Annotated in this window: 15 protein-coding genes; 8 read left to right on the forward strand and 7 right to left on the reverse strand. The window is 49.9% G+C overall.

Annotation, left to right across the window (positions count from 1 at the left end):
- Nucleotides 1-3 precede the first annotated feature (3 nt).
- Nucleotides 4-1,428, reverse strand: a complete 1,425-nt coding sequence (locus tag VBY75_RS08745; RefSeq protein ID WP_416512093.1) for an ATP-binding protein — start codon at nt 1,426-1,428, stop codon at nt 4-6.
- Between the two features lie 92 nt (nt 1,429-1,520).
- Here VBY75_RS08745 and VBY75_RS08750 point away from each other — a divergent pair, with 92 nt between their 5' ends.
- Nucleotides 1,521-4,697: an amidohydrolase family protein gene (locus VBY75_RS08750; protein WP_416512095.1), complete on the forward strand. Its 3,177-nt coding sequence runs from the start codon at nt 1,521-1,523 to the stop codon at nt 4,695-4,697.
- A gap of 16 nt (nt 4,698-4,713) precedes the next feature.
- Here the strand turns inward: VBY75_RS08750 and VBY75_RS08755 are convergent, their stop codons facing one another.
- Nucleotides 4,714-5,649 carry a LysR family transcriptional regulator gene (locus VBY75_RS08755; protein ID WP_054490537.1) on the reverse strand — a complete coding sequence of 312 codons (936 nt, stop codon included), beginning with the start codon at nt 5,647-5,649 and terminating at the stop codon, nt 4,714-4,716.
- A 146-nt stretch (nt 5,650-5,795) separates the two neighbouring features.
- On the opposite strand from VBY75_RS08755, the gene aceK reads away from it, so the two are divergent.
- Nucleotides 5,796-7,490 (forward strand): bifunctional isocitrate dehydrogenase kinase/phosphatase, encoded by a 1,695-nt coding sequence (gene aceK, locus VBY75_RS08760; RefSeq protein ID WP_271331946.1) that lies wholly within the window; start codon nt 5,796-5,798, stop codon nt 7,488-7,490.
- Here aceK and aceA read toward each other — a convergent pair.
- The 4 genes from aceA to argE all read right to left on the reverse strand — a co-directional run bounded on the left by aceA (nt 7,474) and on the right by argE (nt 13,500).
- Entirely contained in the window at nt 7,474-8,811 is a 1,338-nt protein-coding gene (gene aceA, locus VBY75_RS08765; RefSeq protein ID WP_416512098.1) for an isocitrate lyase, read from the reverse strand. The two genes, aceK and aceA, sit on opposite strands and share 17 nt — an antisense overlap.
- 42 nt (nt 8,812-8,853) lie before the next feature.
- Nucleotides 8,854-10,437 (reverse strand): malate synthase A, encoded by a 1,584-nt coding sequence (aceB, locus tag VBY75_RS08770; protein WP_416512100.1) that lies wholly within the window; start codon nt 10,435-10,437, stop codon nt 8,854-8,856.
- A gap of 183 nt (nt 10,438-10,620) precedes the next feature.
- Entirely contained in the window at nt 10,621-12,246 is a 1,626-nt protein-coding gene (locus tag VBY75_RS08775; RefSeq protein WP_416512102.1) for a methyl-accepting chemotaxis protein, read from the reverse strand.
- Between the two features lie 90 nt (nt 12,247-12,336).
- Nucleotides 12,337-13,500 (reverse strand): acetylornithine deacetylase, encoded by a 1,164-nt coding sequence (gene argE / locus VBY75_RS08780; RefSeq protein ID WP_416512104.1) that lies wholly within the window; start codon nt 13,498-13,500, stop codon nt 12,337-12,339.
- 95 nt (nt 13,501-13,595) lie between these two features.
- Here argE and argC point away from each other — a divergent pair, with 95 nt between their 5' ends.
- From argC to argH, 5 genes are read left to right on the forward strand one after another with little or no spacing between them, the layout of a single operon-like run.
- On the forward strand, nt 13,596-14,621 hold the full coding sequence (gene argC / locus VBY75_RS08785) for an N-acetyl-gamma-glutamyl-phosphate reductase (protein ID WP_416512106.1): 1,026 nt from the start codon (nt 13,596-13,598) through the stop codon (nt 14,619-14,621).
- A complete protein-coding gene (argB, locus tag VBY75_RS08790) occupies nt 14,618-15,361 on the forward strand; it encodes an acetylglutamate kinase (protein WP_416512108.1) in 744 nt (247 codons plus the stop codon). The genes argC and argB overlap by 4 nt, the downstream gene beginning before the upstream one ends.
- A gap of 2 nt (nt 15,362-15,363) precedes the next feature.
- Nucleotides 15,364-16,314, forward strand: a complete 951-nt coding sequence (locus tag VBY75_RS08795; RefSeq protein WP_271331950.1) for an ornithine carbamoyltransferase — start codon at nt 15,364-15,366, stop codon at nt 16,312-16,314.
- Complete coding sequence (locus tag VBY75_RS08800) at nt 16,311-17,522, forward strand: argininosuccinate synthase (RefSeq protein ID WP_416512110.1); 1,212 nt, start codon at nt 16,311-16,313, stop codon at nt 17,520-17,522. Before VBY75_RS08795 ends, VBY75_RS08800 begins: the two co-directional genes overlap by 4 nt.
- 3 nt (nt 17,523-17,525) lie before the next feature.
- Complete coding sequence (argH, locus tag VBY75_RS08805) at nt 17,526-19,388, forward strand: argininosuccinate lyase (protein WP_416512112.1); 1,863 nt, start codon at nt 17,526-17,528, stop codon at nt 19,386-19,388.
- A gap of 9 nt (nt 19,389-19,397) precedes the next feature.
- Here argH and VBY75_RS08810 read toward each other — a convergent pair whose 3' ends face one another.
- The gene (locus VBY75_RS08810; protein ID WP_416512114.1) at nt 19,398-20,240 is read right to left on the reverse strand and encodes an MBL fold metallo-hydrolase; all 843 of its coding nucleotides are present in this window, start codon (nt 20,238-20,240) and stop codon (nt 19,398-19,400) included.
- 200 nt (nt 20,241-20,440) lie between these two features.
- Between VBY75_RS08810 and VBY75_RS08815 the strand changes: the two genes are divergently transcribed.
- Nucleotides 20,441-22,021, forward strand: coding sequence for a hypothetical protein (locus tag VBY75_RS08815; RefSeq protein WP_416512116.1), 1,581 nt, complete (start codon nt 20,441-20,443; stop codon nt 22,019-22,021).
- The last annotated feature ends 23 nt before the right edge of the window (nt 22,022-22,044 follow it).

Consider the following 22,044-nt stretch of genomic DNA (forward strand, 5'->3'; position numbering starts at 1 on the left):
ATCCTATTTGGGTAAATCGGGTAAGAAAAAGGAAAACTCGGTGCCTTTACCAGGCGTTGATTGGACAGAAATTTCGCCGTTGAGTTTCCGGGTCACCAGATTATAAACAATGGATAAGCCTAACCCTGAACCACCCGTCTGGCGCGATGTGGTGAAAAAGGGCTCGAAGATATTTTTAATGGTCTCGCTGTCCATACCTTTACCGTTGTCGCGAAAGCGAAAATGAACACCTTCGTCTTTTTGTTCCGTTTGTATCTCTATTTGATGCTTTTCATCGGGTTCGACAAAAGCGTGGTCGTTAGTATTACTGACCAGATTCGTCACAATTTGTGCCAACGCGCCCTGGTAAGTACTTAAAACAATGTCGTCGTCGCAGTCGATAGTGATGCTGACGTGCTTCTTTTTTACCACAGGCTTTAGACTTAAAATTAACGCGTGCAGGTAGTCGTTAAGCTGGCAGTTAACCAGCTCAAAACTGGATTGATCAACCGCGGTTTTCTTAAAGTTCTGAATCAGGGTTGCGGCCCGCTCAAGATTACTGGTGAGTAACTGGTACGCTTCGTAAGTATCACTGATAAAAGTCTGCAGTTGCTTGCGTGAAATTGAACCGTTACTGAAACCTTGGTCCAGTTTTTTAAGACGATGTTCACAGTGAGTTACAGCGGTAACGGAAACGCCTAAGGGTGTATTAACCTCGTGCGCGACGCCGGCGACTAACTTACCCAGAGCGGCCATTTTTTCGGTTTCAATTAACCGTTCCTGAGCCTGCTTAAAGTTGTCCAGCGCTTTGGTTAATGATTCTGTTCGCTCCGCTACCATGCTTTCCAGCTGTTCATTCTGACGAATAAGGAGTGCTTCGAATCGTTCGCGTTCGGACGCACTGACGGCGCGGCCATAAATGTCAGCAAGCACGCCAACAAAGGCGACTTCATCGGAAGTCCAGCGGCGTGAGGGTTTACGGCTTTCGCAGCACATTACGCCTATCATTTGACCTTTATGGCGTAAAGGAACGTCGAGCATACCGTATACGCCGGTTTCCTCCAGGTAGCCGTTGCTGAGTTCAACGGTTGCCGGGTGGTTGCGGGCATCGTTAGCGATAATGGTCCGCTCAGTCATTAATACCCGAAAATAAGAAGGAAGTTCGGACTTACGCAGCACAGGCAATTCTGTGTCTTGCTGTTTTTCATCAATTAACCTGGCAGCAGTCATGCTCTGCTTGTCCGGCTGCAATAACCAAATACTGACGCGACTAATATCCAGCCCTTTTAGCGCTGACATCAGGATCAGTTCAGACGCTTTCTCCAGGTCGCCGCCGTCAATATCCGGTGACTTAGATACATCGAGAAGGATATTTTCTAAGGCTTCGTTCATATTCAACCCGTCTTCTGAATATTTACTCACTATAACCCACTGACTTTTAATGTCCATTAACCGACCATAACTCCCCATTTAACGTTAGCCACTGGACTTTTGGATCTTAACTGCCTACAAAGGGAAGACATTTTTAATGAGGCAATACCATGAAAAAGACAACATTAACCTTAGCGGTCGCATCGCTTTTAAGCTTAGCGCCGGTGAGCATGGCACAAGAACAGACCCAGGGCTGGGATGTCAGTAACCCGCAGGGCGAGTTTAAAGAAATTGATATATCGGTGAATTCCGGCACCTGGATGAATGTGGACGTCAGCCCGGATGGTGACTACATCGTATTTGATTTGCTGGGTGACATTTATCGCATGCCGTTTGGCGGCGGCGAAGCGGAAAAACTTATGGGTGGCATAGCCTGGCATATGCAGCCGGTTTACTCGCCCAATGGACGTTACATTGCCTTTACCTCGGATCAGGGCGGTGGCGATAATATCTGGGTGATGGATGCCGATGGCAGCAATGTGCGTGCCGTTACCGAAGAAACTTTCCGTTTATTAAACAGCCCGGCATGGAGTCCGGACAGCGAGTTTTTGGTTGCGCGTAAGCACTATACCGCCAGCCGTTCCTTAGGAGCCGGTGAAGTCTGGATGTACCACCGCAGTGGTGGCTCGGGTGTGCAGTTAACGGAGCGCCCGAATGACCAGAAAGACTTAGGCGAGCCGGCGTTTTCACCGGACGGTAAATACATCTATTTTTCGCAGGATGACACACCGGGCAAAACTTTCCATTACAGCAAAGACTCGCTGGAAGGCATTTACACCATTAAGCGTTTTGAGCGCGAGAGCGGTGAAATTGAAACTTTGATAAGTGGTGCCGGTGGCGCAATTCGTCCGACACCATCACCGGACGGGCGTTATCTGGCCTACATTAAGCGTGAAGACTTTGACAGCGTGCTGTACCTGCTGGACCTGAAGACCGGCGAACACAAGCGGGTTTACGGGAAAATGGAACGCGACATGCAGGAAACCTGGGCCATTCATGGCGTTTACCCGACCATGGACTGGACACCGGATTCTAAGCAGTTAGTGTTCTGGGCCGGTGGTCATATTCAGAAGCTGAATATTGATGACGGCAACGCGCGCATTATTCCGTTTAAAGTCGAAACGGAGAAGAAAGTACAGCATGCACTGCGCTTTAAGCAAAATGTTGAAGCTGACCAGTTTGACGTGAAAATGCTGCGTATGGCGCAAGTTTCACCGCAGGGTGATGCGGTGATTTACGAAGCTTTGGGTAGCTTGTATCAGCGTTCATTACCAAATGGTGAGCCGCAGCGTTTAACCAATAGCGAAGACTTTGAGCTGTACCCACAATACTCGCGCGACGGTGAAAGCGTAGTATTTGTTCGCTGGAATGACGAAGAGCAGGCACAGGTTATTGTTCGCGATATTAGCTCGGGTAATGAACGGGTGCTGAATACCGGACAGGGCAACTTTGTTGAACCCACATTCTCTCCGGACGGCAAGCATGTGGTTTACCGCAAAATACGTGGGGGTTACTTAATTTCCGATAAGTTTGGTCTGGAAAACGGTATCTATCGCGTTGCAGTGTCAGCCAATGCTGAACCAGAGCAAATAGCAGAACGTGGACGTTTACCTCAGTACGGTGCCCGTAACGACCGGGTTTATCTGATGACTCCGGGCGAAAAACCAACGTTAAGCGCTATCGACTTACGCACATTGGAGCAGCGCGAGTTGTATCAGTCCGAGTTAGCCACTGAATTCCGCGTGTCTCCGGACGGCAAGCAACTGGCTTTTGCAGAGCGCTTTAAAGTGTTTGTTACGCCTTTAGTCGAGCGCGGCAGCGTTATCAATGTAGGGCCGGGAGATAAACAAATGCCGGTGCATCAGCTGTCTGTTCGTGCCGGTGAAAATCTATCCTGGACGGCAAACAGTGACCAGATTTACTGGACATTGGGGCCGGAGCTTTACCATACGTCGGTGGCTGAAGCCTTTAATGCTGACACTGAAAGCGACACCCTGAAAGTAGAAAATGGCCAGAACATTGGTTTTGAACATGACGCCATGGTACCGGATACAACCGTTGCCTTTGTGGGCGGCCAGGTTATTACCATGAATGGCGATACGGTTTATGAGCAGGGCACTGTGGTCGTGCGCAATAATAAAATTGTGGCGGTTGGCCCTGAAGCTGAAGTTAATGTGCCTTCCGGCGCTGAGGTTATTGATACCAGTGGCAAAACCGTTATGCCGGGGTTATTCGATGCGCACGCGCACGGTGGTCAGGGCCAGGCAGAAATTATCCCGCAGCAGAACTGGGGACAATACGCGAATCTGGCATTTGGGGTGACCTCAATTCACGATCCGTCTAACGATACGACCGAGTTCTTTGCCGCATCCGAATTGCAAAAAGCAGGCAGAATTGCCGCGCCACGACTGTTCTCAACCGGTACCATTTTATACGGTGCCAATGGACCGGGATACACCTCGCATGTGGACAGTTTAGAAGACGCCAAATTTCATTTAGAGCGCCTGAAGAAAGTGGGGGCGTTTTCTGTTAAGAGTTATAACCAGCCGCGTCGTAACCAGCGCCAACAAGTGGTTGAAGCTGGTCGAGAACTGGAAATGATGGTGGTACCTGAAGGTGGTTCGCTACTGCAGCACAACTTGAGCATGATCATGGACGGGCACACCACGGTTGAGCACTCGCTGCCGGTTGCCAATATTTACGCTGACATTCGTCAGTTATGGCAGCAAAGTGACGTAGCTTATACACCAACCCTGGGTGTGGCTTATGGCGGTATCTGGGGTGAGAACTACTGGTATGCGGAAACCGATGTATGGAAGCACCCCAAGCTGACTCAATATGTGCCCATGGACTTTTTAGTGGGTAAGGCGATGCGTCGTGAAAAAGCGCCGCATAACCACTACAACCACTTTAATAATGCGGAAGTGGCTACTGAGCTGCAGGACTTAGGTGTTGAAGTGCTCTCTGGTGCTCATGGGCAGCGTGAGGGGTTAGCGCAACACTGGGAAATCTGGATGATGGCTCAGGGTGGTATGGAACCGCTGGAAGCCCTCCGTACAACGACCATTGATCCGGCTAAAGTCTTTGGTATGGACCACGCTCTGGGCTCACTGGAAGAAGGTAAACTGGCGGATATTATTGTTATTGACGGTAACCCGCTGGAGAACATCCGTGACACCGACAAAGTGACTCACACTATGGTTAATGGCGTGTTGTATGATGCCACCACCATGGATCGCTTGTTGCCGGAACCACGCAAACGTAAGGGCTTTTTCTGGGAAGAATAAGCCCCTGGTAACAAAGCTATGAAGCTGCCGCGGTTTCGGCGACAACTTGTCGGAACCAGCGGTGGCCCGCATCGTGCTGTAGTAGCGGCGACCAGATCATGGTCAGAGTTAACCCCGGTATTTCAAACGGCGGGGCTTTCATAACCAATTGACTGTCCTGTGAATACAGTTCGGCGGCCCGTGTTGGCAAGGTAGCAACCAGCCCCTGACGTGCCAGATACATAGCAACATGATAATTACGGGTAAACACTTTAATTTTTCGGCGTTTGCCCAGTTTATCTAAAGCGTCGTCGACCCAGCCGAGTTTTTGTACGTCGTGCGGATCCATCCCTACGCCCACACCAAAGCCCGTTTTACTCACCCAGACGTGCTGCGCCTTTAAGTAATTGTCCAGCGTGTAGTCTTCCAGTAAAGGGTGATCTTTGCGGATCAAACAGGAAAACTCGTCGCTCCATAAATTCTTTTGATGAAACGACTGTGGCAGTTGTTCAAAGCGGTTAATGGCCAGATCCACTTTGCCGTTTTCCACATCATGAAAGCTGATGTCGCTGGGGGTCATGATATCCAGTGAGACATTGGGTGCCTGCTCATCAAGTTTTTCCAGCAGTTTAGGCATAAGCGTGGAAGCGGCATAGTCGGACGCCATAATCCGAAAAACCTGATCACTGGTGGGGGCGTCAAACTCACGCACTGGCTGGATCATTTCTTCAACCGAGTACAATACACCGCGCAGGGCTTCCTGCATGTCCAGCGCGCGTTGAGTCGGCACCATACCTTCGCTGGTGCGCACTAAAATAGGGTCGTTTAACAGGTTACGCAAACGCTTCAGGCCGTTACTCATGGCCGGTTGGGTGATATTTAGCTGTGCTGCGGCACGGGTCACGTTTTTTTCCCGCAGCAGAACATCCAGGTAAACCAGCAGGTTCAGATCAATGTCTTTGATGGTATTCATAGCTATCCAGAATAAGTGGAATATGAAAAATCTATCGGGATTATAAATAGGGTGAATGTATAACGCCAGTCTTGTTTCTGTCATTATTGATGATTAACTTGATTCAAATAGAGAGTCGTTGTGACCGGTTTGGTGGATGAAAGAGCATGACAATTAGCCCCGAGACCCTGGCAAAAAGTATTCTGGATGGCTTTCATAGCCACTACCGGCGTTTTCAGGCGCTGACTCAGGGTGCACGAGAACGTTTCTTACGACGCGACTGGACTGCGGTTGTGTCGGCGGCCTCAGAGCGCATTCATTATTACGACCATCAGGTGGGTACAACGGCGAAAAAAGTCGAGCGTCGCGTGGGTAATGCGCTTGATGAAAACCTGTGGCGTGCAACCCGGCAACGTTACCAGCAATTACTGAAGTTTCATCCGCAGGCGGAGCTTGCAGAGACTTTTTACAACTCGGTATTTTGCCGGGTGTTTGACCGTGCCTACTTTAATAACGACTATATTTTTGTAGAAACTGTGCTGGCGAACCACATTCCGGTGCCGGTGGAAAACGAATGCCACTCTTATTTTCCGGTGGTTGACGGGCTGGAGGGGACACTGACGCGGGTGTTTGAGGATATTGGCCTGGGCGGTGAATTTGAAAGCTTTGAAAATGATATTGAACAACTGCGCGATAAGTTTTTTGAGCGCGCAACTGAAACCGATATTGAAGCCCACAACCTGCGCATAGATGTTTTGAAGTCCCCGTTTTACCGCAATAAAGCCGCGTATATTGTCGGACGGGTAGTGACTGAAAATAACCATTACCCTTTTATTGTACCTGTGCTGATTAATTCGCAGGGCAAGCTTTATGTCGATGCTTTTATTACCCGTTCGGACCGCATGGCTACTATTTTTGGCTTTGCCCGTTCGTATTTTATGGTCGAAACCGAGGCGCCTTCTGCCTTGGTGCGGTTTTTGAAAGATTTAATGCCACACAAAACCCTGGCTGAACTTTATTCGTCGGTGGGCTTTCATAAGCAGGGCAAAACCGAGTTTTATCGCGAGTTTTTGCACCATTTGCGCCGCACAGATGACCAGCTTTCTGCTGCTCCCGGTGTCAAAGGTATGGTTATGACCGTATTTACGCTGCCGTCTTTTCCTTATGTATTTAAAGTCATTAAAGACCGGCTGGGCGGTACTAAGGAGTTTGGCCGGCAGACGGTAATTGATCGTTACCGCATGGTTAAGCGGCATGACCGGGTAGGGCGTATGGCCGATACGCTGGAATTTGTCGATGTGGCGTTGCCGCTGAAACGTATCTCTGCCGACTTACTGGAAGAGTTTAAGCAAACCATTAGCAATTCTATTTCGATAGAGGGTGACACTTTGGTGATTCACCAGTTGTTTGTTGAACGCCGAATGACGCCACTGAATTTGTACTTAGAATACGCCAATGACGAAGAAATAGACGCGGCGATGGATGACTACGGCCGTGCCTTAAAAGAAATGATGGCGGCGAATATTTTCCCCGGCGACATGCTGCTGAAAAACTTTGGCGTCACCCGGCATAAACGGGTGGTATTCTATGACTACGACGAAGTACGGTATTTAACGGACATGAGCTTTCGACGCTTGCCGGATAACGACTGGGAAGTGTCTATTGCCCCGGACGATGTTTTCCCGCAGCAGCTGGCGCAATTTGCGGTGCCGCAGGCGAAGTACCGTGACAAATTATTGAAGCGTCATCCTGAATTGATTGACCCGGCGTACTGGTGCCGGGTACAAAAAAACATCCGCAAGGGTGAGCTTACGGATGTCTTTCCTTATGATGCCGACTTGCGCTTTACGCGGAGGTTTTAAACTGGTCTTCCTCGGTTGAGCCTTTCAGTGCAGTAACTGAGGAAAGCCCGCCCTGAATCACGTTGGTCAGCTCGTCAAAGTAACCGGTACCGACTTCCTGCTGGTGCGCCACAAAGGTGTAGCCTTTGTCTGCTGCGTCAAACTCTTGCTGCTGCAGTTTAACGTAGGCAGACATGTCGTTGCGGGCATAGTCATGGGCCAGTTCAAACATGTGATACCACATGTTGTGCACACCGGCCAAGGTAATAAACTGGAATTTGTAACCCATTGCGGCAAGCTCGCGCTGGAACTTAGCTATGGTGTCGTCGTCCAGGTTGCGTTTCCAGTTAAACGACGGTGAACAGTTATAGGCCAGCAGTTTGCCGGGGTATTTGGCATGAACGGCTTCAGCAAACTGACGCGCTTCGTCTAAGTCTGGTTTGGCGGTTTCACACCAGATAAGATCCGCAAACGGAGCATAAGCTAAGCCGCGTGAAATAGCCTGTTCAATGCCCGGCTTAACCCGATAGAAACCTTCGGCAGTGCGCTCGCCGGTAATGAAAGGCTTGTCATTCGGGTCGAAGTCAGAAGTCAGCAGGTCAGCGGCGTTGGCGTCAGTACGGGCCACAATCAGTGTTGGTGTCCCGGCAACGTCTGCAGCTAAACGTGCAGCTGAAAGCTTCTGCACCGCTTCTTGTGTTGGCACCAGTACTTTTCCGCCCATATGGCCGCATTTTTTCACTGAAGCCAGCTGGTCTTCAAAATGCACACCTGCAGCCCCGGACTGGATCATGCGTTTCATTAGTTCGTACGCATTGAGCACGCCACCAAAGCCGGCTTCAGCGTCAGCAACAATCGGCGCAAAGTAGTCTACGTAATTGTCGTCTTCCGGCGTAACGCCTTTTGACCACTGAATTTGATCAGCACGGGCAAAGGAGTTGTTAATGCGCTCAACCACCGTCGGTACAGAGTCGACCGGATATAACGACTGATCCGGGTACATGCTGCAGGCCGAGTTGTTGTCAGCCGCCACCTGCCAGCCGGAAAGGTAAATGGCCTGCAAGCCTGCTTTGACTTGCTGTACCGCCTGGCCACCGGTTAGCGCACCCAAAGCGTTTACATAGTCTTTGCCAAATTTTTCCTGTGCTTTGCCGTGAATCAGTTGCCAGAGTTTATCGGCACCATTGCGGGCATAGGTGTATTCCGGCTGAACGGTACCACGCAGGCGCACTACGTCTTCGGTACTGTAGGGGCGCTCAACGCCTTTCCAGCGCGGGTCGGTGTCCCATTGCTTTTGTAATTCTTTAACCTGTTGTGCGAATGAAAGGTTCTGGGTTGTCATAAATAATTCCTTGTTGTTCTTTAATTGTTGCGAATTTTATTGTTATTTCAGTTGTTGGTAGCCGGGCAGAGTCAGAAAATCGACCAGCTCGTCGGCTGTGGTAATTTCTTCCAGCAGGCTCAGGGCCTGGGAAAAGGGTTCGCCCTTCCAGCGCTGTTCACCGACCTCGTTTTTCACCACTTCTGCTTCTTCTTGCAGGTACTGTCGGAACAGCTCTTTGGTGACCGGGGTGTTGTCGGAAAGCGTTTTGCCGTGGCGGATCCACTGCCAGATTGAGGTCCGTGAAATTTCAGCGGTGGCGGCGTCTTCCATCAGGCCGTAGATAGGCACGCAGCCTTTGCCGTTCAGCCAGGAGGCAATGTATTGCAGCGACACCCGAATGTTGGTGCGCATGCCAGCTTCGGTACGCTCGCCGTCACAGGGTTGTAAGAGTAGAGCCTGATCAATTGGCGTGTCGTTTTCACGCAGTACGTGAAGCTGGTTGTCGCCTTCGATACCATCGACAAAAATTTCGCGTACGGTATCCGCAAGCCCGGGGTGAGCAATCCAGGTGCCGTCGTGGCCATTGTCGCGCTCCATAGTTTTGTCGGCGTGAACTTTAGCGAGTATTTTCTCATTCTCGGCTGGATCTTTGCTGGGAATAAAGGCTGCCATACCGCCCATAGCCAGGGCACCGCGCTGATGACAAGTTTTCACTAACAAGCGTGAGTAGGCGTTAAGAAAAGGTTTGTCCATACTCACCACCTGGCGGTCGGGAAGAACCCGCTCCGGATGCTCTTTCAGGGTTTTGATGTAACTGAAAATGTAGTCCCAGCGGCCACAGTTAAGTGCAGCAATATGGTCTTTCATGGCATGCAGTATTTCGTGCATTTGAAAAACCGCCGGCAGGGTTTCAATCAGTATGGTGGCGCGAATGGTGCTGGTTTTTAAGCTGAACTTTTTCTCGGTGAAATGAAAAACGTCAGCCCACCATTTAGCTTCGTCGCTGTGCTCCAGCTTGGGCAGGTAGTAATACACCCCGGAGCCTTGTTGCAGGCGTTGCTGATAATTCAGTAAAAAGTACAGAGCAAAGTCCATTAAGGCACCGGGAATTGGCTTGCCGTTACGCTGTACGTGTTTTTCCGGTAAGTGCAGGCCGCGAACCCGGGCAATGAGTAATGCCGGATCAGGCCCGACTTCATAGTGCTTGCCGCTGTCCGGGTCGGTGTAGGTCATGCCGCCAATGTTGGCATCGCGCAGGTTAATTTGACCGTTTACCATGCCCTCCCAGGTAGGTGACTGGGAATCTTCAAAGTCCGCCATGTAACAGTCGACATTGGCATTCAGGGCATTGATGACCATTTTTCGATCCACCGGCCCGGTAATTTCCAGACGGCGTTTTTTTAAATCGGCCGGCAGTTCGGCAATGCGCCAGTTCCCTTCACGGATGTTCTGAGTTGCAGGGTCAAAATTGGGTAACTGACCCTGGTCAAATTGCGCCTGACGTTGCTGGCGTTTCTTCAACAGGGACTCTAATTGTGGTTGAAAGGTATCGACTAACTCAGCGAGAAAAGACTGATTCTCGTCGTTGAATAATGCTTTCGCATCGTTATCAAGCGGTTGACTGAAGTTAAATAGATTATTCATTTTTGAATCCGTTGTTATTAGTTTGTTAACACGGATTTAGATTAGTTGCTGGTCGCACCATTAGTCTAATTTATGCGGTTGATTAGCAGTATTCAGAAGAGTTATTTTGGTTGGGAGAGGTTCTGTGGCTAAAATTCGAACGGAGCCATTGCGGCCCCGTTCATCTTTAATGGTGAAATGTGGTTACAGTCTGAAAGCTCTAACCAGTTCACTGAGGTCAACGGCAAGTCGTGACAACTCTTTGCTTGATGCGCTGGTTTGTTCAGCGCCTGATGCTGTCGAGTTGGATAAGTCACGAATACTTACCAGGTTCTTATCAACGTCACGGGACACATTGGCCTGCTCTTCTGAAGCACTGGCTATCGAGGTGTTGTGATTGTTAATTTCATCGACCGCGGTTGCAATAAGCTGTAAGGCTTCGCCGGCTTCGCGAGCTACGTCCAGAGTTTTCGTTGCGCGCTCCAGGCTTCTGTCCATAGTTGCTACTGAACGGTCGCTGGACTCGTTAATGGCTTTGACCATGTCTTCAATTTCAACGGTAGACTGTTGAGTTTTGTGCGCCAATGAACGAACTTCATCGGCTACCACTGCGAAGCCACGGCCAGATTCTCCGGCACGGGCAGCCTCAATAGCGGCGTTAAGTGCCAGTAAGTTGGTTTGCTCTGCAATACCGCGAATAACTTCAAGCACCTTGGTAATATTTTTCACCTTGTCGGCCAGTTCAGTTACGCTACCGGAAGAGTCGCCAATTTCCTGAGAGAGCTCCTCTATAGCGCGAACGGTTTGACGGACACGATCATCACCGTGTTGCGCTTGTCTGTTTGCTTCTTCAGAAGCCTCGGATGCGTTTTGAGCGTCTTGTGCAACGGTTTCGACCGCAGTGGTCAATTCGGTAACTGCCGTTGCTGCCTGCTCCAGCTCTTCTGACTGCTGCTGAATGGTGCGGGTTGACTCGTCGGTAACCGAACTTAACTCTTCAGATGTGGAAGCCAGCTGTTCTGAGGACTCCGAAATAGTACTCATGGACTCACGCAATTGGTTGCGCATCGTTTTTAACTGCTGCAGCAATTGTGCAGGCTCGTCCTTGCCTTCAATTTCAATGGTCTGACTTAAATCACGTGATGCAATGATTTTTGCAAAATCTACGGCATCCCCAATGGGTTTAACGATGCTTCTGGTAAGCGTTACAGCAAATAACGCGAGTAAAGCGACCACAACCACTAAAGCAATAATCATCATGACTTTTGCGTTACTGGACACGGCATCGGCTTCGTCGGAAGCTGCGTCTATTAATGACATCTCTCTGTTTAAAAGCTCATCGAGTTTCGCTGAAATTTTGTTGGTCAGCGGTAGAATACTATTTTCCCGAATGGAGTCTATGGCATCGGAAAGCCCGGCATTAACCAGTTTTTCGAACTGGTTATTTAGCTTCCAGTACTCGTCATCAAGGGCCATGTATTCTGCAAATAGCTTTTGCGCTTCAGGGTCATCAAGCGTTTTCTTATATTCATTTTGATTACGCTTAAGATCACTGATCGAATCATTTAAACTCTTTTGATACCTTTCCAGACGCGCAGGATCGTTAATGTAGGCTGCGACGTTAGCTGAGTGAATACGTACGCGCAGAAACTCTCTGTCTAAATCATTGACGTTATCAACGGAAGGAACCTGCTTGTCACTAATGATGTTTAGCTGAGTTTCAATCGCCCCCATTCGGTTGAGTGCGAAAATGCCCAAAATGAGCGTCAGTATTCCAATCAGTCCGAAAGCCGCACTTGCGCGAGCACCTATGGAGAGCTGTCGTATCATGTGATAATCCTTTGTTGTACCAAAACTCATGGTCTACTACTGGCAGATTTGATGTGACTCAAATCTAAGACATAGTTTTGTTATCGGCAGCTACTGCGAAAAACAAACCTCTTTTAATAAACTTTTTAGTTTTTCTTGAGTGGGCTTTATAGAATCTACCGACAAATATTCATCCGGCTGGTGTGCCTGTTTTATTGAGCCTGGGCCCAAAACCAACGTTTCGCAGCCCAGTTCCTGCAGAAAAGGCGCTTCAGTGCAGTAGTTTACCGCCTGCGCTTTGCTTTGTGATATTTTTTCGGCCAGTTGCACCAAAGCTGAGTCGGTTGTTTGCCGGAAAGCCGGTACCGGGTGGTGAAGTGAGATTAATTCAACACAACCGGGGTAACGTGCCTGAACACTCTCGGTTGCTTTATGCAGGTGGGCATAAAGTTCGTCGACCGATAAACCCGGCAGCGGCCTAATGTCCAGATGCAATTCGCAACAACCACAAATACGATTAGCATTGTCACCGCCGTGTATGTGGCCAAAGTTCATGGTTGGCTGTGGCACTGTAAAGCCTGAATCTGAATATTTATGCTTAAACTCTTCTTTTAATTTCAGTAGTTCAGAAATGACTTCGTGCATCAGTTCTATGGCATTAATTCCCAGTGCTGGATCGGAGCTGTGACCAGAGCGCCCGGTAATGCGAATAACCTCACTCATGTGGCCTTTATGGGCATATACAGGTCGCATATCGGTGGGTTCGCCTATAACGCAGTAGTCGGGCTTGAGGTTTGCAAAGCGGCTCACTTCACGGGCGCCGTTCATGGTGGTTTCTTCGTCGGCGGTTGCCAGAACCATAATAGGTTTGTTTTGTTGGCTGGTATCCAGTTCACTCAAAGCTTGCATAACAAAGGCAAAAAAGCCTTTCATATCAATGCTGCCGAGCCCGTACCAGCGGTTATCCTGTTCGGTTAATTTAAAGGGGTCAAAGTTCCAGCGACTGGCATCATAGGGAACGGTGTCGGTATGACCGGACAGCAGTAAACCGCCGCTTCCGGTGCCCCGCCGGGCCAGTAAATTGTACTTTCCTTGTTGGCTATTCAGCTCGTTTATTTCGCAGTCAAACCCAAGCAACTCCAGCCATTCAGCCAATAAATAAATGACACTTCGGTTACTCTGATCCCACTTTGGGTCGGTGGCACTGATGGATGGCTGAGCAATGAGCTGCTGATACATAGCAAAAAAAGACGGCAAAGAATGAGCGGTTACCATAGTTTATCCTTAATATAATTATTCACTATTATTGCATAAATATATCTATTCAGTTATTCTGCATTTTTACTCAGGAACAGCAACAGGTTTTTCGCATGCAGTATCAACCAGCGTCGTCACACTCAGTGGCTATTATCGGAGCCAGCGGTTACGTTGGCGCTGAGCTTAGCCGTTTAGTGCAGCAACACCCGGCGCTTAGCCTTTTCGGTTGCTATGTGTCTGAGCATAGCAGCGATGCCGGTACCTTGTTGAGTGATTTGTATCCACAATACGCACATTGTTTAAAAATCCCTTTGCAAGGTCTGACGGATAACGAGAAGTCCAGCATTAAGCACCAGGCAGACACCGTGTTTTTATGCACGGAGCATAGTATCAGTGTTGCACTGGCACCTGAGTTTCTTGAGGCGGGCTTAAAAGTCATAGACTTGTCCGGTGGTTTTCGCTTAGACGCAATTGAAGACTATCCCCAGTTTTATGGGTTCGAACATAAGCAGGCTCACTGGCTTCGCCAGGCTGTTTATGGTCTTGCTGAGTGGTATCCGCAAGAGATAGCGGAAGCTCAGTTAGTTGCGGTTCCTGGCTGTTACCCAACAGCCAGCTTAATGGCATTACTTCCGCTTAAAAAGGCCGGTTTACTTAAAAGCAGCAAAGTTATTATTAATGCGGTGTCAGGAGTGACCGGGGCAGGGCGTAAAGCGTCTCTTGCTACTCAGGGTGCAGAGCTTTCTTTACAGGCGTACGGCCTGTTTGAGCATCGGCATACGCCGGAAATTGCACAGCAATTACAACATGAAGTGCTGTTCACTCCCCACTTGGCGCAATTCCCACGTGGCATTTTGGCCACTTTGTACGCCGAGCTTAATGACGATACCAGCGATGATGACTTAACCGGCGCGTACCAGTGCTATGCGAAGCAACCCTTAGTGCGCTTTAAGAAGCTTGCGCGGCCGTCCATTAAGGATGTGGTTCAGCAGCCGTTTGTGGATATTGGCTGGCACCGGCAGGGTAACCAACTGATTGTGCTGTCGGCTATTGATAACTTACTGAAAGGTGCGGCGAGTCAGGCTATTCAGTGCATTAACCTGCAACTGGGGTTGCCTGTTGAAGAGGGCTTGCTATGAAAGTCATAAAGCTCGGTGGCAGCTTGCTGGAACAACCAGAAGATCTAAATGCGCTGTTTCAGTCGCTGAAACAAAGCGAGGATGAAATCGTGTTGGTTCACGGTGGCGGCTCGCTGGTCCAACAGTGGCTGAGCACCGCTGGTTTGCACAGTGAAAAACAAAGCGGCTTACGGGTCAGTCCGGAGCCGCACATGCCCTATATAGTGGGTGGCCTGGCAGGCGCGGCCAACAAAATCTTAATGAAACAGGCGATTGCCTCAGGCTTAAAACCGATTGGACTGACGCTTTATGAAGCGGGGGTTAACTGTGTTCGACAGTCTGAAAGCTTAGGTCAGGTTGGTCTTTGCCAGGTTTCAAGTACGGAGCCGGTGCCTGCGTTGTTGGCCGACTTACTGATGCATGGTTACCTACCTATTATCAGCTCTATCGGCTTTGGCGAAAACGGCGAGTGGTTCAATGTCAATGCGGATGATGCCGCTGTGGCCGTCGCTGCCACCTACAATGCCGATTTGTTGTTGATAACCGATGTTGAAGCGGTGCTGGACGGCAGTGGAACCCCTTTAAGCTATCTCAATTCAGAGTCTATTCAGGAACTCACCCAGGCGGGTGTTATTAAAGACGGTATGGAGGTGAAAGTTCGCGGGGCGTTGAGCGCCGCAAAACGCTTACGACGATGTGTGCGAATTGGCAGTTGGAATGTAATGAATAACCCCTTTTCAGGCACACAGATTAGTGAGTAAGTATGATGAAACATTGTTTATCCGGGCTGGAGTTTTCTCCGGCTGACACTTTACAGTTATTGGCGTTAGCGCAAGCGCAAAAAGCCTACCCCGAAAAATACCAACACACGCTGTCAGGCAAGAGCGTGGTCACCTTATTTGAAAAACCAAGCCTGCGCACGCGGCTGTCTTTTGACATTGGTTTGCAGAAGCTGGGCGGTCATGCGGTTTACCTGAACGAGCAGGGGCAGGGCATGGGCGTGCGTGAAAGCATCGCCGACTACGCCCGAAACCTCTCCTGCTGGGCCGATGCCATTGTCGCCCGGGTGATGTCGCACAGTACTTTAGAAGAATTAGCGCAGCATGCTTCGGTACCTGTGGTGAATAGTCTGTGCGACTTGTTTCACCCCTGTCAGGCACTGGCGGACTTTTTAACGCTACAGGAGCAGTACGGCAGTGTGGAGGGACTAAAGCTGGTGTACTTAGGCGACGGTAATAACGTGTCGCATTCGCTGATGCTAACCGCTGCCGCAGTCGGCACCGATTGCTCTATTATTTGCCCGAAAGGCTATGAACCCAATGCGGACCTTGTGAAAAAAGCGAAGGCTTTGGCGAAGAAGAGCGGCGCCAACATTGTGGTGACGCACGATATTGCTGCGGTGGCAGATGCCGATGCGCTCTACACCGACACTTGGGTGTCTATGGGCGATGATCAACCTCTGGATGCGGTACGCGAGATTTTCCATCCCTATCAAATTAACGCGCAGCTGGTTGAGCACAGTGGTGCCACTTCGGTGCTGCACTGTCAGCCCGCACACCGTGGTTATGAAATTACCTCCGATGTTATGGACGGCCCGCTATCGCGCTGTTTCCAGCAGGCCGAGAACCGTCTTTATGCGCAAAACGCCTTATTAACCTTGTTATTAAACCCAACGGCAGCAGTACTGCCAGAATCTATGGAGAAAGCCTCATGAGTCATGTGAAGAAAGTTGTATTGGCCTATTCTGGTGGTCTGGATACCTCGGCCATTGTGCCCTGGTTAAAAGAAAATTATGGCTGTGAAGTGGTGGCTTTTGTGGCTGACGTGGGGCAGGGCGCGGAAGAGCTGGAAGGCGTGGAAGAAAAAGCCAAAGCGTCCGGTGCATCCGAATGCCACGTGGTTGATTTAAAAGACGAGTTTGTGAAGAGCTACGTGTACCCAACGCTCAAAACCGGCGCCATTTACGAAGGCACCTATTTGCTGGGTACGGCCATGGCGCGTCCGATTATTGCCAAAGCTCAGGTGGAAGTGGCTCGTAAAGTGGGTGCGGATGCGCTGGCGCACGGTTGTACCGGTAAAGGTAATGATCAGGTACGGTTTGAGTCCTGCTACGCGGCGTTAGCACCTGACTTACAAGTGATAGCTCCGTGGCGCGAATGGGAGCTGAGCAGCAGGGAGTCTCTGCTCGATTATTTGGCCGAGCGGAATATCCCGTGCTCGGCGTCGGCGACCAAAATCTACAGCCGGGACGCTAACGCCTGGCATATTTCGCACGAAGGTGGCGAACTGGAAGACCCCTGGTGTGAGCCGACGGATAAAGTCTGGACCATGACGGCATCGCCAGAACAGGCTCCGGATAAACCGGAATATGTTTCTGTTAAGGTCGAAAATGGCGAAATTACGGCGGTGAATGACAAGGCGATGTCGCCTTTTGAAAGCCTGAATGTGTTGAATGACATTGCCGCTAAGCATGGCGTCGGGCGGGTGGATATTGTCGAAAACCGTTTAGTGGGCATGAAAAGCCGCGGGTGCTATGAAACCCCGGGCGGTACGGTCATGATGGCGGCGTTGCAGGCTATTGACGAGCTGGTATTGGATAAAACCAGCCGCAGCTGGAAAGCGCAGTTGAGCGAGCAGTTTGCCCAATTATTGTATGACGGACGCTGGTTTACGCCATTGCAGCAATCGGTCATGTCAGCGGCGCAATCACTGTGTTCGACCGCCAGCGGTGACGTGGTGCTGAAGCTTTATAAAGGCTCAGCGACTGCGGTTCAGAAGCGCTCACCGAATAGCTTATACAGCGAAGACTTTGCGACCTTTGGTGCGGACGAAGTCTATAACCAGGCGCACGCCGAAGGTTTTATTCGGTTGTTCTCCCTTCCCAGCCGGATAGCGGCGTTACAGAAGCAGCAAAAGGGGTAGATTATGGCGCTATGGGGTGGACGTTTTGCGGCAGGACCCGATGCCGCGTTTCAGCAGTTTAATGATTCGCTGCCTTTTGACTATGTGCTGGCTGAGCAGGACATTACCGGCTCTAAAGCCTGGGCGAATGCGTTGCACAAGGTTAGCGTACTGCACCGTGATGAATGTCAGCAGTTACAGCAGGCATTGAATGAACTGCTCAGCGAAGTGCGCGAAGACCCGACGGCAGTTGCTGTTGGTGGCGACGAGGATATTCATTCTTTTGTGGAAGCGGCACTAATAGCTAAGGTGGGTGACTTAGCCAAAAAGCTGCATACCGGGCGTAGCCGTAATGATCAGGTAGCTACCGATTTACGCTTGTGGTGCCGTGAGCAGGCCGGAGTTCTGCAACAGTCGTTAAAGCAGACTCAGCAGGCATTACTGGACCTTGCGCAACGTGAAAAAGACACGGTCATACCCGGTTACACACACCTGCAACGGGCGCAACCGGTTTTGCTGGCGCACTGGTGCCTGGCCTATGTGGAAATGCTGCAGCGCGATAGTGAGCGCTTACAAGACGCTACTGATCGGCTCGATAAAAGCCCCTTAGGTTGCGGTGCACTGGCGGGGACGGCGTATGCAGTCGACCGCGAAGCCATTGCCAGCGAGTTGGGGTTTAGCGAAGCAACGCGTAACAGTCTGGATTCAGTATCTGATCGTGATTTTGTGGTGGAGCTGTTAAGCACCGCGTCGCTGTCGATGCTGCATTTGTCGCGCTTAGCGGAAGACTTAATTTTCTACAACTCCGGCGAAGCTGGTTTTATTGAGCTGGCAGACAACGTGACCTCGGGGTCTTCGCTCATGCCGCAGAAGAAAAACCCGGACGCGCTGGAGTTGGTGCGCGGTAAAAGCGGCCGGGTGGTGGGCTCATTAACCGGCTTAATGATGACCTTAAAAGCGCTGCCATTGGCTTACAACAAAGACATGCAGGAAGATAAAGAAGGTCTGTTCGATGCTTTTACCACCTGGCAGGCGTCATTGGCCATGGTGACCTCAAGTTTGAGTGGATTAACAGTGGACCATGAGATCTGCCGTCAGGCGGCGCAGGGCGGTTACGCGAACGCGACGGAATTAGCGGACTATATGGTGTCCAAAGGTATTCCTTTCCGGCAGGCGCATCACAACGTCGGTGAACTGGTGCAACAAGCCATCCAGGCGAAAAAGCCATTAGAGGATATGCCGCTGGAGGCGTTTCAGGCGGTGGCTCCGGTGATTGAGCAGGACGTTTATGGCTGGCTGACTCTGGATGCTCTGCTGGAAAAACGCTGTGCGCTGGGCGGTACCTCGCCGCAACGGGTGAATGAAGCTTTAAAAGCGGCACAGCAGCAACAGCAGATTCAGGTGCGTGACGCTAATCTGGGGGATATTGGTGCCATTTTAGACTTAGTTCAGCATTGGGCCGGAGCCGGCGAGAACCTGCCGCGGGCTAAAGACGACATCGTGCATTCTATTAACGAATTTGCGGTGACCGAAGTGAACGGCAAGGTTATGGGCTGTGCGTCTTTGTATATCTACACCACAGGCTTAGCGGAAATTCGTTCGCTGGGCGTTAATCCAAAAACCGAGGTACGTGGTCAGGGGCGTATGTTAGTGGCGTATATACTGAAAAAAGCCCGTTTGTTGCAGCTAAACCGAGTGATAGTACTGACCCGGGTGCCGGACTTTTTTGAGCAGCAGGGTTTTAGTCATTGCTCAAAAGACACCTTGCCGGAAAAGGTCATGAAAGACTGTGAGATTTGCCCAAGGCTGGCCAACTGCGACGAGCTGGCCATGGAATACCACCTTGAGCAACCGAATGAACAGTTAATCTTCCGTTCGAGTTGCTAACAACAGCCCCTAGTAGAGTGTTGTTATCCAGCGCTCTTCATTAATAAACGACCAACTCCAGTCTTTCCATTTGTCGCTCAGACCCTTGGTTTTCACTTCATCAAGGGTCATGCCCTGCTGCTTCATGGTGTCAACTTCCGCTTTAGTTTCTTTCATCATGGCAAGAAAAGCACGATAGTCTTCTTTACTGGCTAAAGGTCCGTGACCGGGAATAATAATCGTGTCGTCAGTAATGCGGTCCAGTAAGTTTTCGACATTAGCAATATAGCCGTCAACATCGCCGCCACTTTTTAAGTCAATAAAGGGGAAGCGCTCATTGAAAAATAAGTCGCCGGGGTGAAGTACGTTGGCGTCTTTAAACCATACGGCACTGTCGCCGTCAGTGTGTCCGGCGGGTAAGTGGAACACGTAAATGGTGTCATCATTAAAGTGGAAGGTGATACCTGAATCAAAAGTAACCGCAGGCAGTCCCATTTCGTTAAAGCTGTCGTCGTTACTTAAGCGCTCACGCACATGGTCATGGGCAAAAATGGTCGAGCTTTGGTTGTTCGCGAACCACATATTGGAGCCGACATGGTCGCCGTGGAAGTGCGTGTTCAGAATATAATGAACTTCTTCACCGCTTAACTCCTGAATTTTTTCCGCAATACGCTCTGCTACCTGAGTGTATTGGTCATCGACCAGAAACACGCCATCGTCACCTGATGACATCAGCATATTGCCGCCGGCTCCGGTCAGCATGTAAATATTGTCGGCTACTTCATTGTGTTCAATGGTTACATCTTCGAAACGGTCAGCCGCAGCGGGTAAAGCAAAGGCTGCCATTAAACCGCTGATTAAAAGTTTACGCATGGGGTCTTTCCTCGTTTGTGTTTTTATTACTGATATAGGTTACTTATTCAACAAGCGCAAAGATCAAAAGAGAAAACTTAGGTTACCGAATGGTGAATATTTTGTGACACTTTTGTGTTGTCACAATCCTGTCATGCAGGCGTCTTAGTCTGCTCCCGACTTAAATCATAACTGGACAACATCCAAGTCGGGAGAACCCAATGAAATTTAATACTTTATTCAAAATCTCTGCAGTTACAGCAGCCTTATTTTTAGCTGGTTGCGGCGGCGATATTAATGTTACCCCAACGGTGAATAACAATGGCGGATCTGATGCTGGCGGCGATACGGGCGGTGGCGACAGCGGCTCATCAAACCCTTGTGCAAGCTATGCAGACATTCAGGGTGAGTACGACGGTCAGGACTGTTCTTATGATACAGATTTTGCCAGTGCAACCATTGAAATAGCTGAGGACATTACTTTTGAAGAGTTGCCTGACGGCGGTGTTCATGTGTTTGATGGTGCTCTGCAAATTGGTGAGGACTGCGATACCACAACCGATTGTGAAATTAATCAAAATGGCCCGGTCATGACGGTTGAACCTGGCGCGGTGCTGGCATTCACTTCTGGCGAAGCCATTATTCAGGTTGCTCGTGGCGCTCAGTTGAACGCTATCGGTACTTTCGACAAGCCGATTAAGTTCACCTCGGCTAACGAGTTTGACCGTTTAAACGTATCAGGCGACGCTCCACGTTACGCAGACTGGGGTGGGATCATCGTTAACGGTAACGGTATTACCAATGAGTGTACTGATGCAGAGCGCGACGGTGGTACCTGTAACCGTGAATCGGAAGGTATTGTCAGCTTCTACGGTGGTAACGACAACACTGACGACAGCGGCTCAATGAAGTACGCACAAATTTGGTACGCAGGCTCGGGCCCTCGTGATGGCGGTGACGGTGATGACTTGAACTCACTAACGCTAAACGCAGTAGGTTCAGGCTCTTCTTATGAGTTTATTCACATTCACCAGGGCTTTGATGATGGCATTGAGTTCTTCGGTGGCGCTGCTGACTTAAGAAACATTGTCGTAACGGATACCCAGGATGACTCGCTGGATATGGACGCTGGTTGGCAGGGACGTGCGCAATTTGTGTTTATTAAACATGGCACAGTGACAGTAGACGGTCAGACCAACTACATGGGTAACGGTGGTTTTGAGGCAGACGGTGAGAAAAACAACGGACCGGACTACTCGCAGGCACCAACATCAGCACCAACTATTGCTAACGTGACCATTATCACTACCGACGGCACATCCGTACGTGATAACGACCCGTCAATCGCTACGAAATTTGACGACAACTTCCAGGGGCAGATGTACAACGTACTGAAAATTAAAGAGAACGGTACGGCAGATGACGGTTGTGTCTTCTTTACTTCAGACGGTGAAGCGGGCGTTGATAATGGCGAACTCGATTTCTACAGCTCGGTTATGGCGTGTACCAATAACTTTGTGAACACCGGTGACAATACCTTTGGTGACGGCGAAACCTACAGCCAATGGTATGACAACGGTGGTGAAAATGAAGTGTTAGACGGTTCAGCAATGGTTCTGAATGACGATGGTATTTCGACCGATATGTCTTCTTCAATCACTATTGCTGCGAATGACTTAACCGCATTGAATGATGACTTCTTTACTCCGGTTGATTTTATCGGCGCACTTTCTGACGACGATACAAGCTCTGAATGGTACCAGTGGGTTGAAACTGCTGTAGCTGCTTCTGAGCAGGACTAATTAGAGTTGGAATGCGAATAAAT

Origin of the sequence: Idiomarina sp. HB (assembly GCF_048059115.1) — a bacterium.
In the GTDB taxonomy this organism is placed as follows: Bacteria; Pseudomonadota; Gammaproteobacteria; order Enterobacterales; family Alteromonadaceae; genus Idiomarina; species Idiomarina abyssalis.